Source organism: Paraglaciecola arctica BSs20135, from assembly GCF_000314995.1.
In the GTDB taxonomy this organism is placed as follows: domain Bacteria; phylum Pseudomonadota; class Gammaproteobacteria; order Enterobacterales; family Alteromonadaceae; genus Paraglaciecola; species Paraglaciecola arctica.
Genome location: NZ_BAEO01000028.1, coordinates 17,556 through 32,854 on the forward strand (window position 1 = coordinate 17,556; position 15,299 = coordinate 32,854).

At 39.8% G+C, this 15,299-nt stretch carries 13 protein-coding genes; 5 read left to right on the forward strand and 8 right to left on the reverse strand.

Annotated features, from left to right (window positions below; all coding sequences use genetic code 11):
- Positions 1-226 precede the first annotated feature (226 nt).
- The gene (fadB, locus tag GARC_RS10735; RefSeq protein WP_007619770.1) at positions 227-2,386 is read left to right on the forward strand and encodes a fatty acid oxidation complex subunit alpha FadB; all 2,160 of its coding nucleotides are present in this window, start codon (positions 227-229) and stop codon (positions 2,384-2,386) included.
- Between the two features lie 20 nt (positions 2,387-2,406).
- Positions 2,407-3,570 (forward strand): acetyl-CoA C-acyltransferase FadA, encoded by a 1,164-nt coding sequence (fadA, locus tag GARC_RS10740; RefSeq protein WP_007619771.1) that lies wholly within the window; start codon positions 2,407-2,409, stop codon positions 3,568-3,570.
- Positions 3,571-3,660: 90 nt separating this feature from the next.
- On the opposite strand, the gene GARC_RS10745 is transcribed toward fadA, so the two are convergent.
- The 3 genes from GARC_RS10745 to GARC_RS10755 form a co-directional block, all read right to left on the reverse strand.
- Complete coding sequence (locus GARC_RS10745) at positions 3,661-4,122, reverse strand: LEA type 2 family protein (RefSeq protein WP_007619773.1); 462 nt, start codon at positions 4,120-4,122, stop codon at positions 3,661-3,663.
- A gap of 112 nt (positions 4,123-4,234) precedes the next feature.
- Positions 4,235-4,456 carry a hypothetical protein gene (locus tag GARC_RS10750; protein WP_007619774.1) on the reverse strand — a complete coding sequence of 74 codons (222 nt, stop codon included), beginning with the start codon at positions 4,454-4,456 and terminating at the stop codon, positions 4,235-4,237.
- Between the two features lie 114 nt (positions 4,457-4,570).
- Positions 4,571-5,461 (reverse strand): dienelactone hydrolase family protein, encoded by an 891-nt coding sequence (locus tag GARC_RS10755; RefSeq protein ID WP_007619776.1) that lies wholly within the window; start codon positions 5,459-5,461, stop codon positions 4,571-4,573.
- Positions 5,462-5,801: 340 nt separating this feature from the next.
- Between GARC_RS10755 and GARC_RS10760 the strand changes: the two genes are divergently transcribed.
- Positions 5,802-6,464: a YitT family protein gene (locus tag GARC_RS10760; protein WP_007619778.1), complete on the forward strand. Its 663-nt coding sequence runs from the start codon at positions 5,802-5,804 to the stop codon at positions 6,462-6,464.
- 81 nt (positions 6,465-6,545) lie between these two features.
- Here the strand turns inward: GARC_RS10760 and GARC_RS10765 are convergent, their stop codons facing one another.
- The 3 genes from GARC_RS10765 to GARC_RS10775 form a co-directional block, all read right to left on the reverse strand.
- A complete protein-coding gene (locus GARC_RS10765) occupies positions 6,546-7,013 on the reverse strand; it encodes a Dps family protein (RefSeq protein WP_007619780.1) in 468 nt (155 codons plus the stop codon).
- Between the two features lie 132 nt (positions 7,014-7,145).
- On the reverse strand, positions 7,146-7,565 hold the full coding sequence (locus GARC_RS10770) for a VOC family protein (protein ID WP_007619782.1): 420 nt from the start codon (positions 7,563-7,565) through the stop codon (positions 7,146-7,148).
- A 12-nt stretch (positions 7,566-7,577) separates the two neighbouring features.
- A complete protein-coding gene (locus GARC_RS10775; RefSeq protein WP_007619784.1) occupies positions 7,578-8,990 on the reverse strand; it encodes an aldehyde dehydrogenase family protein in 1,413 nt (470 codons plus the stop codon).
- 238 nt (positions 8,991-9,228) lie between these two features.
- Here GARC_RS10775 and GARC_RS10780 point away from each other — a divergent pair, with 238 nt between their 5' ends.
- On the forward strand, positions 9,229-10,869 hold the full coding sequence (locus GARC_RS10780; RefSeq protein ID WP_007619786.1) for a methyl-accepting chemotaxis protein: 1,641 nt from the start codon (positions 9,229-9,231) through the stop codon (positions 10,867-10,869).
- A gap of 129 nt (positions 10,870-10,998) precedes the next feature.
- Here the strand turns inward: GARC_RS10780 and GARC_RS10785 are convergent, their stop codons facing one another.
- Positions 10,999-12,297 carry an adenylosuccinate synthase gene (locus GARC_RS10785; protein ID WP_007619788.1) on the reverse strand — a complete coding sequence of 433 codons (1,299 nt, stop codon included), beginning with the start codon at positions 12,295-12,297 and terminating at the stop codon, positions 10,999-11,001.
- Between the two features lie 120 nt (positions 12,298-12,417).
- Positions 12,418-12,603, reverse strand: a complete 186-nt coding sequence (locus tag GARC_RS10790) for a DUF2065 domain-containing protein (protein ID WP_039989371.1) — start codon at positions 12,601-12,603, stop codon at positions 12,418-12,420.
- A 115-nt stretch (positions 12,604-12,718) separates the two neighbouring features.
- Here GARC_RS10790 and GARC_RS10795 point away from each other — a divergent pair, with 115 nt between their 5' ends.
- Complete coding sequence (locus GARC_RS10795) at positions 12,719-15,286, forward strand: ATP-binding response regulator (RefSeq protein WP_007619791.1); 2,568 nt, start codon at positions 12,719-12,721, stop codon at positions 15,284-15,286.
- Positions 15,287-15,299 lie beyond the last annotated feature (13 nt).

Below are 15,299 nucleotides of genomic sequence, written 5' to 3' on the forward strand. Positions count from 1 at the left end.
TTGCGGATAAATGCGTGTATTTTAAATAATTATTATTTTAACTGGCATGACCAGTTGAATTGATAATATTTACCCGCATGTTAAGACTATGACCTATTTTGTTGAAAGTTGTTAAAACTTAGGTTGCTCTTTCAAATAGTTTTAACAACAATTCATATGGATCTGTATTCGGAGGGCCATGGCCTCCTCCCAACCCACGCTTTGGCGATAGCCACAGGAGATGATAATGATATACGAAGGTAAAAGCCTCACGGTTAATTTGCTGCAAGATGGCATTGCAGAATTAGTATTTGATGCCCAAGGTTCGGTAAATAAATTCGACCAACAAACTGTTGCAGACTTAGATGCTGCAACTCAGGTACTTGCTGCCAATGCTGATGTAAAAGGTGTATTGGTCCGCTCAGCAAAATCTACTTTTATTGTAGGTGCTGATATCACCGAATTTACTGGTTTGTTTGATATGCCAGATGAAGAAGTGTTGGCTTGGGTCGGCAAAACCTCCCAAGTATTTGACCGTTTTGAAGACTTGCCTTTTCCCACTATCGCGGCCGTCAATGGTTTTGCACTAGGTGGCGGTTGTGAAATGACCTTAGCTTGTGATTTTCGAGTGGCTGATACCACTGCTAGCATAGGTTTGCCTGAAGTGAAGCTAGGCTTAATGCCAGGCTTTGGTGGCACAGTCCGCCTACCTCGACTAATTGGTGCCGATAACGCACTAGAGTGGATGACCACTGGCCGCGACCGTAAAGCAGCAAAAGCCTTAGCTGAAGGTGCTGTTGATGCAGTAGTTGCACCAGAAAAGCTAACTGAAGCAGCCATGAGCATGCTTAAAGATGCAATCGCAGGCGACTTTGATTGGCAAGCTCGCCGAGCAGAGAAAAAAGCCCCACTGCAACTCAATCAAAACGAAGCCATGATGAGCTTCTCAACTGCCAAAGCTATGGTTTTTGCACAGGCTGGCAAACATTACCCAGCGCCCCATATGATGGTAGAGACAATATCAAAAGCAGCAGGTCTTGATAGAGACGGCGCACTAAAACTAGAAAACCAAGGTTTTGCTAAATTAGCGAAAACCGATGCTGCCAAAGCTCAAGTGGGCATATTTTTGGCTGATCAGTTAGTTAAAAGCAAAGGTAAAAAACAAGCCAAAGCCGCTAAGAAAACCATTAAACAAACAGCTGTGTTAGGTGCAGGCATTATGGGTGGTGGTATCGCCTACCAGTCTGCGGTGAAAGGCACACCAGTAATAATGAAAGACATTAACCAAGCCGCATTGGACTTGGGTTTAAAAGAAGCCGCAACTATTTTGGGCAAAGGCATGCAGCGCGGTAAAGTTAATGCAGCCACAATGGCTTCAACATTAAATAACATTGTGCCTACCTTAGAATATTCAGCCATTAAAGACGTCGACTTAGTAATTGAAGCGGTAGTCGAAAATCCTAAGGTCAAAGGTATCGTTTTAGCCGAAACAGAACAGCATGTATCTGATGACACTATTATTTGTTCTAACACCTCGACCATTTCTATTAACCATTTAGCCAAAAGCTTAAAGAAACCAGAACGTTTCTGTGGCATGCACTTCTTTAACCCAGTGCACAAGATGCCTTTAGTTGAAATTATTCGTGGCGAAAAGACCTCAGAAGACACTATCTCAGCAGTAGTAGCAGCCACCTTAAAAATGGGCAAAACACCCATTGTTGTGAACGACTGCCCAGGCTTTTTAGTTAACCGTGTATTGTTCCCATACTTTGCTGGTTTCAGCAGATTAATCATGGATGGTGCTGACTTTGTTGCCGTTGATAAAGTCATGGAGAAAATCTTTGGCTGGCCAATGGGTCCTGCGTTTTTGCTTGATGTAGTGGGTATGGATACAGCTGACCATGCGTCTAGCGTAATGTCTGACGGCATTCCAGAACGCATGCAAAAAATTGCTAATGATCCTGTTACTTTATTATACAAAGCTAACCGTTTAGGTCAGAAAAATGCCAAAGGTTTCTATAATTTCAGTTTAGACAAACGTGGACGCCCAGCTAAAGTGGCTGCGCCAGAAGCCTATGAATTATTTGCACCGCATTGCGCAGAAAAGCGTGACTTTGATAAAGATGAAATCATTGCCCGGGTAATGATCCCTATGGCCAATGAAGCCATTCGTTGTTTAGAAGAAGGTATTGTTGCCAGTGCAGCAGAAGCCGATATGGCACTACTTTATGGCCTAGGTTTTCCTCCCTTTAAAGGCGGCATATTCCGCTATATAGAGACAATGGGCTTAGCCAACTTTGTAGCATTAGCCGATAAATACGCTGACCTAGGTCCGGTTTATCAGATTTCTGATGGTGTGCGCGAAATGGCCGCATCAAACAAATCATATTTTGCGCTGTCTTTATAACAATTCATTAGGAGAAGATCATGAAAGAAGTCGTAGTAGTAGATTGTATACGCACACCTATGGGTCGCTCTAAAGGCGGTATTTTTCGCAATGTGCGCGCAGAAACCTTATCTGCACACTTAATGTCAAAATTGGTTGAACGTAACCCAAACCTTGATCCTAATGATATAGAAGACATCATTTGGGGCTGTGTACAACAAACCAAAGAACAAGGGTTTAATATTGCCCGTAATGCTCAACTGTTAACTGATATCCCTCGCTCAACAGGTGCGGTAACAGTAAACCGTTTATGTGGCTCATCTATGCAAGCTTTACATGACGCCACCAGCGGAATTATGTCGGGTCGTGGGGATGTGTATATGATTGGTGGTGTTGAACATATGGGCCATGTGCCTATGGATTTTAATATAGACTTCCATCCAGGCATAGCTAAACACACAGCTAGAGCATCAGGCAGTATGGGTATGACAGCTGAATTGTTAGGTCGTCAAAATGGTATCACCCGTGAAATGCAAGATGCCTTTGGCGCACGCTCACACCAACGAGCTAACAAAGCAACACTCGAAGGCCGCTGGGCAAGCGAGATTGTCGCCACACAAGGTCATGACGTAGACGGTATTTTAAAATCTATCAGTGTTGATGAAACTATCCGTCCAGACTCTACAGCAGAGTCTATGGCAGCCCTTAGGCCAGTATTTGACCCAGTCAATGGCACCGTCACAGCAGGCACATCCTCTGCCTTATCAGATGGCGCATCTGCTATGTTGATTATGTCTGCTGATAAAGCCAAGGCTCTCGGGTTAACGCCACGAGCTAAAATTCGCGCTATGGCAGTGGCAGGTTGTGATGCAGCTATTATGGGCTTTGGTCCAGTACCAGCCACTCAAAAAGCACTGAAACGTGCTGGCATGACTATGGCCGATATCGAACTAGCTGAATTCAACGAAGCCTTTGCTGCACAAGCCTTATCTTGTATCAAACAGCTAGGTTGGATTGATAGTTACGACGACAAAGTCAATTTGAATGGTGGTGCAATTGCACTTGGTCACCCACTAGGTTGTTCTGGTTCGCGGATCTCAACTACTTTGATTAACTTAATGGAAGACAATAACAAATCTGTCGGTCTTGCCACTATGTGTATTGGGTTAGGTCAAGGTATAGCAACTATATTTGAACGTGTTTAACTAATTCAAAATTCTAGTTAAATAAAGCACTGCTTCTAATAAAAGCAGTGCTTTTTTTTGTGCCATTTTTTATATCAATCACCAGTAGAACTAATTAGGAATGCTCAAATTACCTTTCCTAGTGATATAAATCGGCAGTGCAAAAGTACCCACATCTAATTTAACTTTTAGTGTGTAGCCTACAGGTGTTTCCCGAGGTTTCATTAGATCAGCAATTAATCTCATACTCCCAAACAAATCTGCTTGTGCCTTTAGTTTTATGTCTTCTTCGCCATAAGCTGGCACTATGGGAAGTTGACTAGCCACACCAGACAATATTTGATTGCCCTCAATACTGGCAGTGTATGACAGTCCTTTTAAATTCAGTGAGAAACTATTTGGATTAAGCACTCGCAAACCGATTTCAAAAGTGGGGTTTATACTACCACCTGGCAGAATTTTGAAAGAATGAACACTCACCTGAGGCTCTTCAAAATTAGGAGTTAAGGCCGCGCATGCCGATAAGATAATAGTAGCGATGAACGCTATCAGTGGTTTTGTAATGAGTTTCATGGTGTTTCTCCTTTAACATTTTAAAAAATTTAACGTTAAAGCTGGATGGCACCAAGCATACATTAATAATTCATAACAAACTGGCATGTCTTAACACACCCGTTTAAATATTCTATTTGTAGAGCGAAGCTTTTTGTTTAATCACTTGAACTAAGCGTTGCTTAACATGAGGTGTAAGGCCAAGACTGATTAAAAATGATGAAAACGCAGAGATAAATATAATACTCTTGAGGATTTTCACACCAGTGAACAACATAGTTAATACCAAAATCGCAGCATAAGCTAAACCAATCATCCCTAAAAACAGACACAAGCCTTTTAAATCTTTGTTCACAATTATCCCCTCTGTTAATAATCAATCATGGCTTACTCACATAGATAGATCATTAATTAAAATGTAACTGGATTTATCAACAGCCAACTGAATTAGTTGGCTCATTATTTACAATCAGGCTAAATGCTGTTTAAAAAACGCCAAGGTTCTGGTCCAAGCAAGTTCAGCGGCTTTAGGATCATAACGACTAGTGGAATCATTATGGAAACCATGCTGAGTGTTGGGATATACATGTGCAGTGTAATTAACCTTATTAGCTTTTAACGTAGCTTCGTAATCAGGCCAAGTAGCGTTAACACGTTTATCGTTTTCAGCGAATTGCAGCATAATTGGCGCTTTAACATTTTTAACTAAATCACCACCTGCAGGTGTACCGTAAAAAGGTACTGCGGCATCGATAAGTTCTGGCGCCGTAGCAGCGAGCATATTGCTTACATAACCGCCAAAACAAAAACCTACTACACCTAGTTTGCCATTTCCTAGAGCATGTTTTTTCAAATAACTGGCTGCAGCTATAAAGTCTTGGTCAATTTTTTCTCTGTCCATACTGCGTTGCATGGTTCGCCCTTCATCGTCATTACCAGGGTAGCCACCGAGTGGGAATAAGGCATCCGGTGCAAAGGCAATAAAGCCTTGTTTCGCTAATCGTCTTGCTACGTCTTTCACATAGGGATTAAGACCGCGGTTTTCGTGCACCACCAAGACCATAGGGGCGGTGCCGCTGATGTTGTTTGGAACCACTAAATATCCCTGTCCTTTGGCATAGCCTTTTGGTGAGTCAAACTCTTGATAAGTGGCTTTAATATCTTGATCATTAAAAGACACTTGTTCTGCCAATGCATAATCTGGAGTCAGTGCACTGCTTACCGCTCCTAAGGTTAAACCCGCAACCGAAAGAGAGCCTAAACGGCTTAAAAAAGTGCGGCGGTCGATATCACCATGAGCATAATCGTCATACCAGTCAAAGGCTTGTTGGGGAATTTTTTCTGGTGAAATATGTGACATAAGGCACTCTCTGGCAGGCAATGAATTGAGTCTTAACTATCTTAGTATAAAAGTTATAACAAAGATCGCTTATCCAAAGAATTTTTTTGGACAAAAGTCTCTTAATTATAATCATTGTTAAGCAATTTTTGATTACCTACCAAACTGTTCAAACGCCTAGGAAACATCTCGCCTACAGCCTGTTTACATAACCAACTCAAGTCGTAAAGATTATGCTACTTAAGCACCTTAGTCGCCTTCGAAGTGATCTGTCTACTGCTCTAACAATATAAGCCTAAATCTGTAGAATCCGCGCCTCTCCTTATCAGAGTAATTTTTAGCCAATTATTTATATAGAGGTATGGCAGTGAATTTTCCTAAACACAGGTTTTATGAAGACGTATTAGCACTTTTTTGTGCAGGGGTATTAGTGTCCTTCGGTGTGGTGTTATTTGGCACACATAACCTATTGACTGGCGGCACAGCCGGTATAGCTATTATTGGCACCCACCTCGTTGATATGAACTTCGGAGTGTTATTTTTCTTGGTTAATATACCCTTTTATTTCATTGCTTGGACACAATTGAGTAAACGATTCACTATCAATACATTTATTTCAGTCTCTATGGTGTCCATCATGACTGAGCAAATAGGGCATTTGATTAAGATTGAAAGCATTCACCCGATATTTGCGACAGTAGCTGGCGGCATGTTGATTGGTGTGGGTTTATTGATCATGTTTAGGCATAAATCTAGCCTTGGTGGTTTAGGAATTTTAGCCTTGTATCTACAGAACAAATTTAACATTCGCGCTGGTAATTTTGGGTTATTAGTCGACTCAATAATTTTAGTTTCGTCGTTATTTATTTTCAGTTTCGATATTGTGATTTTGTCTGTGATCGGTGCTATCACTTTAAATTTATTAATAGCTGTCAATCATAAACCAGGTAGGTATCAAGCCTATTTAGAGCCTAAAAAGTCCAAAAATAAAGACGCGACATTAAAGGTTATTAAAAGTAGCTGAGTTATACCCTAAATAAAAAAGGCCCAAAACACTTTAATATGTTTTGAGCCTTCGACTTTAATGCACGCTAAAAATTAAGTCTTATCCTAAAGCACGTAACATCCAAGCCGTTTTTTCGTGGATCCGCATTCTGTCAGATACCAAGGCTGCAGTAGATTCATCATCTGCTTTCTGGGCGCTAGATAACACTTTGCGGCAGGTTTTTACTACTGCTTCATGGCCAGTTAATAATATTTTGACCATTTCTTTGCCAGTAGGCACACCATCTACTTCTTGAATTGAACTCAGTTTAGCAAATTCTTTATAAGTACCCGGTGCTGCCACATCTAGAGTTCGGATACGCTCAGCGATATCATCAACCGCCAAAGCCAACTCGGTATAGTGTTCTTCGAACATTAAGTGCAATTCTCTGAATTGGGCACCTGTGACATTCCAATGAAAATTATGGGTTTGCAGATACAAAGTGTAAGAATCGGCTAACAGACACTTTAACCCTTGAGCGATTACTTCTCTGTCTTGTTCGTTAATACCAATATTAATATTACTCATTATTTGTTCCCTTGTTATATTGAGAATGTTGATAAAGAATAGGCCTAATGAGGCTTGATGGCTAATGAAGTTTATTAAACAACATAATCGATTTAACTAATTGATATAGATCAACCTAACAGATTATTCATATTAACTCGCAAACAACTGATGAATATCTTGAAACGCCTTAAATTCTAAAGCATTGCCACTAGGATCAAGAAAAAACATAGTCGCTTGCTCACCAACTTGCCCCTCAAATCGTATATGCGGTTTAATAACAAAATTTATACCCTTAGCTTCAAGATTTTTTGCTAATTGTTGCCAATCTTGCCAAATCAGTACCATGCCAAAGTGTGGTACTGGCACGGCATGATTATCCACTTGATTATGTTTAGGCAAACTTGGCATCTCGCTCACTAGATGAGTCACCAACTGATGTCCAAAAAAATTCCAGTCAATCCACTGCGCACAACTGCGGCCTTTTTGGCAACCCAACAAGCCTCCATAAAAGATTTCGGCTTGTTCTAAATTTATTACGGGTATAGCTAAATGGAAGGCAGTGAGCGACATTTTTAGATATTCCTATATAAGTTTTTTCAAAAGCTTAAATTTCTTACTCGTAAAAGGAGGATACCGTAACGGCACATCAAACCAAAAACTGCGTTTCATCACTGTTTTTAAGTGACTAAAATTATCAAAACCTATTTTCCCATGATAAGCACCAGTACCGCTGCTACCTACACCGCCGAAAGGTAAATTAGGATTGGCAGCAAACATAAATCCATCGTTAATACACACCATGCCCGCACTGGTTGAGGTTAACACTTGCTGTTCGAAGCTGGAGTTTTTACTGAATAGATACAAAGCTAATGGTTTTTCTCGCGCGTTTACATAGGGTATTGCCTGACTAATATTATCCATTGTGATTATCGGCAATATAGGACCAAAAATTTCTTCTTGCATAAGAGGACTGTCGGAGCTGGGGTCAAGCACTATGGTAGGTTCGATGTACTTGTTGGCTAAGTCGTGAGTACCACCAAACACAACATTTTGATCTTCCAAATACTTGATAATACGCGAGCAATGACGCTCACTCACTATCCGTCCATAATCTTTAGACGTCACTACATCAGCACCATAAAATTCGGCGATTTTATTTTTAATCGCATCTATAAGCTGCGGTGCAAATGACTTTTCAACTAACACATAATCAGGGGCAACACAGGTCTGCCCTGCATTCATCCACTTACTCCAGACTATTCTGGCAGCAGTGACATCTAAGTCGGTCGAACTATCAACGATACAAGGACTTTTTCCTCCAAGCTCCAGAGTGACAGGCGTGAGAAACTCAGCGGCAGCACGCATCACTATTTTTCCGACTACTTCTCCACCCGTATAAATAATATGGTCAAATTGATGTTTTAGTAGTTCAGTAGTTTCTTTAACTGCCCCTTCCACCACATCAATAGCGTCATTGTCCAAATATAATGAGACCATTTTTGCCACCAATTTAGACATATTGGCCGATAGTTCCGAAGGTTTAATAAGAGCACAATTTCCTGCAGAAACAGCCGCTACAAGTGGAGATAACACCAGCAACAACGGGTAATTCCAAGCGCCAATGATCAAAATGGTACCTAGAGGCTCAGGTAATATATAACTCTTACCAGGCTGGGCGATAATGGGTGTTGAGACCTTACGTGGCTTCATCCATTTTTTGAGATGTTTAATTGAATGGTCAACCTCGCTTACCACTCCACCTAACTCAGCGGTCCAAGACTCCATATCACAGCGACCTAAGTCTTTTTGCATAGCTGTAAAAATATTATCTTGTTGCTCGAGTACCATTTTTTTTATTTGTTGGAGCTGCTCGATACGCCAAGCCAATGCTTTAGTGCTGCCACTGCTAAAGGTGTTTTTAAGTGATTGAATTTTAGGTGCAATATCTGCGACTAAAGTAGGAGTAAATTCTGTGGTTTGAGTGTTAGTTTGCATTGGATACCTTTGGTCATTTTATGCATACAATAGCTTATCCTATAAAAAGCCATGAGGATCACTCTAGGGTCGAATTAATTTTATACAAACCCTCAAGGTCGTCCACCACTAGAATATTTGTTTGATTCACTAGCAAAAACCCATTATGTTCAATAAATTAGTGCTACCACAAAAAAAGAATCTATTAACATTCTACAACTTTCAGCCGTTATAAAAGTCAGACGTTATCAGGAAATATATGATGCAAATAATTCGCTCGCAGGTAAAAAATAAAGTTTTATTGCTATTGCTTGGTGCGATGTCGGTCATTCTGATTACAGTGTTTATTGGATTTACGTCGATAAAAGACGCGACGTCTGACTATGGAGAGAGTGTTAATGAAGAGGCGATAATCATGTTAGAAGTCGCTGATTTAAATATAAGGTTTAAGACTCAAGTTCAAGAATGGAAAAACACTTTAATTAGAGGTAACGATCCACAACAACTTAGTAAATATTGGGGCCGCTTTAACACAGCAGCCACAGAGATCCAAAAGCGCTACCAACATTTATTACAGACGATGCCAAACAACAACTCAGCTAAGCAACATGTTCAAAAATTCGCCCAAAGTTATCCGGATATGCTAAACACGTATCGCGCTGGTTATGATGTGTTTATTGGATCCAACAAAAATATTTCAAAAGCAGATAGTCGCGTATCGGGCATTGATAGGGCGCCTACAGAAAGCCTCACTCTAGCCGTAGATGCTGTAAATAAAAATATTTTAAGTCTCAAAGCCAAAAATGAATCTCGAACGCAATCGACATTTTTATTCACCAACATTAGCTCCGTAATTGTGATTATCCTGATATTGTTAGGAGTCAGCTGGTTTATAAACATTAAAATAATCGCTCCGCTAAAGGTAATTACCTTGGCTTCTAAAAAAATTGCAAAAGGCGACTTTAGTGGCGAAATCAGTAGTACAAATCTTGATGAAATCGGGCAAGTTGCTAGAAACTTTATGCAAATTCAGATGGGTTTAAGTAAGGTACTAAGGCTAATTTTTAATGATATAAAAGGTTTGGGGGGCATTATTGAAAACATGGTAGTGGCCTTCAAAAAAGTAAAATTAGGTTTAGCAAAACAATCTCAAGAAACCTCAAGACTTGCCGAGAATATGCAAGAACTATCCGATTCTAATAACTCTGTGAGTAATGCAATTTCTGAGGCAAACTCTCTGGTAGCTGACTGTGCTGACCTAACTGACGCAGGGCAGGCTATGTTTAAAGAAAATCTTGCGACTAGTCATAATATGCTCAATGCGACTAATCATGCATCAAACATAATTGCAGCCTTGAAAACAGACTCAGATAACATAGGAAACGTTATCAATGTTATTAATGGTATTGCAGATCAAACAAACTTATTGGCACTCAATGCTGCAATTGAAGCAGCACGAGCAGGCGAGTATGGCAGAGGATTTGCTGTAGTTGCTGACGAGGTGAGAAGCCTAGCGACTAAAACGCAAGAATCGACAAAACAAATATCGGACAACATCGTCAAACTACAAAAGGAATCCGATAGTGCAGTACAAGCGATGACCGAAGGTAAAGATCAGGCAGAAGTTAGCTTGTCACAATCAAAAAAATCTCAGGAATTTATTGACTCACTACACAATTCCATTATGAAAATTAGTAGTTTACACGGCATTATCGAAAAAGAAATGGAGCAACAATTAGAACAAACAAATACAATTAATCAAGCACTTACCAATATTGAACAGCAAAGTGAAGAGTCGCAGCAAGAGGCCGAAATAATGCAGCAAACTTCAAATAAACTTGCCGATATTTATAGACACATTGATACATCGACAAAAGAGTTAAAGATTAGAGCTGAGTAATTAGTCTGAACAATATCATTCGGCTAGTGATTATTTAAAGGGGTAGCGCGGCTAAGGGGTGAATATAACTACGCAATAAAAAGGCCGCAAAAAGCAGCCTAATCAATCAGATGATAATGAATTTAAGTATTACACCTCGAAAGGGTGCCTTAACACTATGGTTTCATTTCTCTCAGGGCCCGTTGAAATAATATCAATAGGCACACCTAAAAGTTCTTCGATGCGCTTTATATAATTTTTAGCCGCTTGAGGCAAATCAGCATAATCAGTCACACCAAAGGAATTTTCACTCCAACCAGGCATGCTTTCATATACAGGTGTAATCAAGTCATATCCGTCAGCTGCCATAGGAGGTACATCACTGACGTTACCTTGGGCATCTTTATAGCCAATACAGATACTTAAACTTTCTAAGCCATCAAGTACATCTAACTTAGTTAAACAAAAACCTGTAATAGAATTAATCTGTACTGCACGTTTCATGGCAACAGCGTCAAACCAACCGGTACGGCGTTTACGACCTGTAGTGGCACCAAATTCATGACCTTTTACGCCAAGATGCTGACCGACTTCACAATCTAATTCTGTTGGGAAGGGGCCTGAGCCAACGCGGGTGGTATAGGCTTTAACAATACCTAACACATAATCCAAATTAAGAGGTCCAAAACCAGCACCAGTAGCAACACCGCCAACTGTGGTATTAGATGATGTCACATAAGGATAAGTGCCGTGGTCAATATCAAGCAATGTACCTTGAGCGCCTTCAAACATAATGGCATCGCCACGCAAGCGGGCTTTGTCTAATACGTCGGTAACATCTACAACCATAGCCTTTAATATATCAGCCACAGCCAGTGCATCAGCCAATACTTTTTCGTAACTAACTGGTTCAACTTTATAGTAGTTAGTGAGCATAAAGTTATGGTATTCAAGGACTTCTTTTAATTTAATAGCAAAGTCTTTAGGATTAAATAAGTCACCTACGCGTAAACCACGGCGAGATACTTTATCTTCATAAGCGGGGCCAATACCACGACCAGTAGTGCCTATGGCTTTTTTGCCTAGAGCTTTTTCACGAGCCATATCTAGCTCGACGTGATACGGCAGAATAAGTGGACAAGCTTCACTGATAACCAAGCGTTCCTTAACCGGAACACCGCGGGCTTCTAGCATAGCCGTTTCTTCGAGCAGCGCTTCAGGGCTCAGCACTACGCCATTACCAATAACACAAGTCACGTTTTCACGTAAGATCCCAGAAGGAATAAGGTGCAAGACGGTTTTTTCGCCGTCTATGACAAGTGTATGACCAGCATTGTGGCCACCTTGATAACGTACTACATAAGTCGCTTGATCTGTGAGTAAATCAACAACCTTACCTTTACCCTCATCACCCCATTGGGTGCCGAGTACAACAACATTTTTAGCCATGAATAAGACGGGAGTCGTAAAATTAGGCGGGGATTCTAACAAAAAACAATCGGCATCTAAATAGCAAAATTGCGCAGCTTATAATCAATTGTGTTGCAGCTCTAAAATACTGGCCAATTATCAAAGTAAATAAATCAAGCTGACCACGCCTATAGTGACCAAAATCCCTCCCATAGTGCGTAATTGATTGACTGGTTGTTGTGACACCTGATGCAAAAATCGTTGCCATTTATTCGCAAATAACATTGGACCTAGACCTTCGACAATTAGGACTAAAGCGATGGCAATTAAAATTGTTTGGATCATATATTGAGATGGCTTTTCCGCTAAAACGGCAACAATAATAACATCAAGTGACATTATGCTTAACTCATTCATAGTGAGGCATGCTATATCAATAGACTAAGGCATTGTTTTATAGATGAAAATTGGCATCCTGATAGATTTTTTTTCTGAGTTAAAGTATGCTATTAATAAAAAATCCTCCTTATCTATTATGATGCTATCTTTTAATAACTATCGATTAACGTACAAATGTTTGTTTATCAATATTATATTAAAAAGCTTATTTATATGTACTTGGCTATCATTTAACATTTTAGCTGAACCTGTAGTCGACAAAACACTAACCAAACCAGATTCAATATTTCATTTTGAAGACCAAAATTCTAAAACCCATAAACGTATAAGTTTATCTGGAGAGTGGTGTTTTAATTGGTCTGAATTTATTTCCCCTGAAAAATCCTGCCCTGCCAATAGTCAAGCTATAACACTTCCGTCTAAATGGAATAACTTGCCGTCACCACAAACTAGTTACCCAAGACAAGGGTACGCTAGTTATAGCACTACTATTATTTTACCAAAAAACACAGCCCCCTTTGGTTTGTATGTACCCGTTTTTTATCGAGCAGGGGAGTTTTTTATAAATGGTCGTTCGGTTCTAAAAGTTGGCCATGCATCTCAATATAAAGAAACAGAAATACCGCGAGACAAACGTTCGATTATTGCTTTACCTCAAGGTGAGCAGACTCTTAATTTAGTGATCCATGTTTCAAGTTTTCATCATATTGATGGCGGTTTAAATAATCCTCTTGAAATTGCACCACTTGCGCAATTAGAAAATGAAGAACGTATTCGCTCATTTACTTCAATTTTTTTGGTGGGTTCATCTTTAAGTTTTGCTACGTATTTCTTTTTTATAGGGCTAGGGCCTGCTCGCCGCAAAGATTTTATATATTTAGTCGGTGCCGCCGCTATCTTCACCTACACATTACGTATTATCGGTATAGAACAGATTTGGTTGTTTATGCTGCCTACCATGCCCGCCGTATGGACCTTAAGGTTTGAATATTATGGTTTAGTACTTGCCTTACCTGCCTTTCTTTATTTTTTGCACTATTTGTTCCCCAACAATGTTAATAAACAACTTTGCAGAGGTTTACTCCTACTAGGATTAATTTCGTTTGTTTGTATTAGTGTGTTTCCTACCGAAATTTATGCTTGGATACGTGACCCTTGGGTAGGGATGTATATTTTGACTATGGCTTATTGTTTTTATTGTATTTTGCAGGCCATAAAACAAAAACAAACAGATTCCTACATAGTCGGTTTTATTGCGCTTGCAGTCATCCTAACCACTTCAAATGACCTTTTTCTTTGGTTTAATATTTTTTCTGGTGGTAATTTAATTAACCTGACTTACCTGTCTTTACTACTTGGTAACGCTTCAATATTAACCACTCGAATGATTAGAAGCGCTAATCGAGAAGTTCAGCTGTCGAATCAAATACGTCAACTAAACACTGGGCTACAAAAAACAGTAGAGCAGCGCACCGAACAATTAGCGCATAAAGTACAAGAACTTGATAAACAAAGACACATTGCTGAGCATGCAAACTCGGCTAAATCAAAGTTTTTAGCCATTGCAAGCCATGACTTAAGACAACCTTTACATGCCCTAGGTTTGTTTATTGGTTCATTAAAGTTTTCACATAGTGATCAAGAAAAAGTAGAGCTCCAAGATAAATTAGAAACCACACACGGGTCTTTGACCGAGTTGTTTGATGGCTTATTAGACATTTCAAAAATTGATGCGGCAACAATCGAAACCGAAATTCAAGCTGTAGCGGTTACGCCCTTGTTACAAAAAATATTACAAGAATTTGAAGTCACTGCCGCAAAAAAAGGCATTCAACTAAGGCTACATGGTAAAGAACAATATGTGATGTCTGATCCCTTGTGGTTAGAAAGGATAGTGCGAAACCTGCTGAGCAATGCTCTGCGATATACTCATCAAGGTGGAGTACTACTAGCGCTTAGGCGCAGTAAGAATATGGTCATCATTCAAGTATGGGATACAGGCATAGGTATTCCAAATGCTCAGCAAAGTCATATTTTTGAAGAGTTTACCCAGTTAAAATGCTCACAACCCACCGGTAGATTAGGCTTAGGACTGGGTTTGTCAATTGTACAAAAGTTAAGCGTGTTGTTAGGTCATCAAATAACAGTTCGTTCAACACTTGGAAAGGGTTCTGTATTTACCATTGAAGCCCAAATTGCTCAAACCCTCCCTCAACCTTCTGCATCATCTCAATTATTTCAAGACCCTAACTCATTAAAGGGTAAATTGATTTTGGTGGCTGACGACGACAAGCAAATTCTTAATGCCATGCGTCTCATGTTACAAAAATGGGGCTGTGAAACACTATGCGCTAAATCATTAACTGAAGTAAAAGCTATTATAGAGTGCGCTGAAAAATTGCCAGATATGTTAATTACCGATTATCAATTTAATGACCTTCATACCGGATTAGATATTATTCAATATATAAAGGAGTACATTTCTCAATCAATACCGGCGTTAATGGTCACAGGAGATACTTCTCAAGAAAAGGTCAAACTGTTTAAAGACTCAGGAATCAGAGTGTTACACAAACCGGTACAGCAAGCTAAAATCCGTTTGATGCTCAATCATATGTTAAAGGAGTAATCGTTCATCAACA

What these genes read in the sequence shown, in the direction of transcription:
- fadB (WP_007619770.1), top strand. Translation starts at nt 227, where the DNA reads ATGATATACGAAGGTAAAAGCCTCACGGTTAATTTGCTGCAAGATGGC.
- fadA (WP_007619771.1), top strand. Translation starts at nt 2,407, where the DNA reads ATGAAAGAAGTCGTAGTAGTAGATTGTATACGCACACCTATGGGTCGC.
- GARC_RS10745 (WP_007619773.1), bottom strand. Translation starts at nt 4,122, where the DNA reads ATGAAACTCATTACAAAACCACTGATAGCGTTCATCGCTACTATTATC.
- GARC_RS10755 (WP_007619776.1), bottom strand. Translation starts at nt 5,461, where the DNA reads ATGTCACATATTTCACCAGAAAAAATTCCCCAACAAGCCTTTGACTGG.
- GARC_RS10760 (WP_007619778.1), top strand. Translation starts at nt 5,802, where the DNA reads ATGGCAGTGAATTTTCCTAAACACAGGTTTTATGAAGACGTATTAGCA.
- GARC_RS10765 (WP_007619780.1), bottom strand. Translation starts at nt 7,013, where the DNA reads ATGAGTAATATTAATATTGGTATTAACGAACAAGACAGAGAAGTAATC.
- GARC_RS10770 (WP_007619782.1), bottom strand. Translation starts at nt 7,565, where the DNA reads ATGTCGCTCACTGCCTTCCATTTAGCTATACCCGTAATAAATTTAGAA.
- GARC_RS10775 (WP_007619784.1), bottom strand. Translation starts at nt 8,990, where the DNA reads ATGCAAACTAACACTCAAACCACAGAATTTACTCCTACTTTAGTCGCA.
- GARC_RS10780 (WP_007619786.1), top strand. Translation starts at nt 9,229, where the DNA reads ATGATGCAAATAATTCGCTCGCAGGTAAAAAATAAAGTTTTATTGCTA.
- GARC_RS10785 (WP_007619788.1), bottom strand. Translation starts at nt 12,297, where the DNA reads ATGGCTAAAAATGTTGTTGTACTCGGCACCCAATGGGGTGATGAGGGT.
- GARC_RS10790 (WP_039989371.1), bottom strand. Translation starts at nt 12,603, where the DNA reads ATGATCCAAACAATTTTAATTGCCATCGCTTTAGTCCTAATTGTCGAA.
- GARC_RS10795 (WP_007619791.1), top strand. Translation starts at nt 12,719, where the DNA reads ATGAAAATTGGCATCCTGATAGATTTTTTTTCTGAGTTAAAGTATGCT.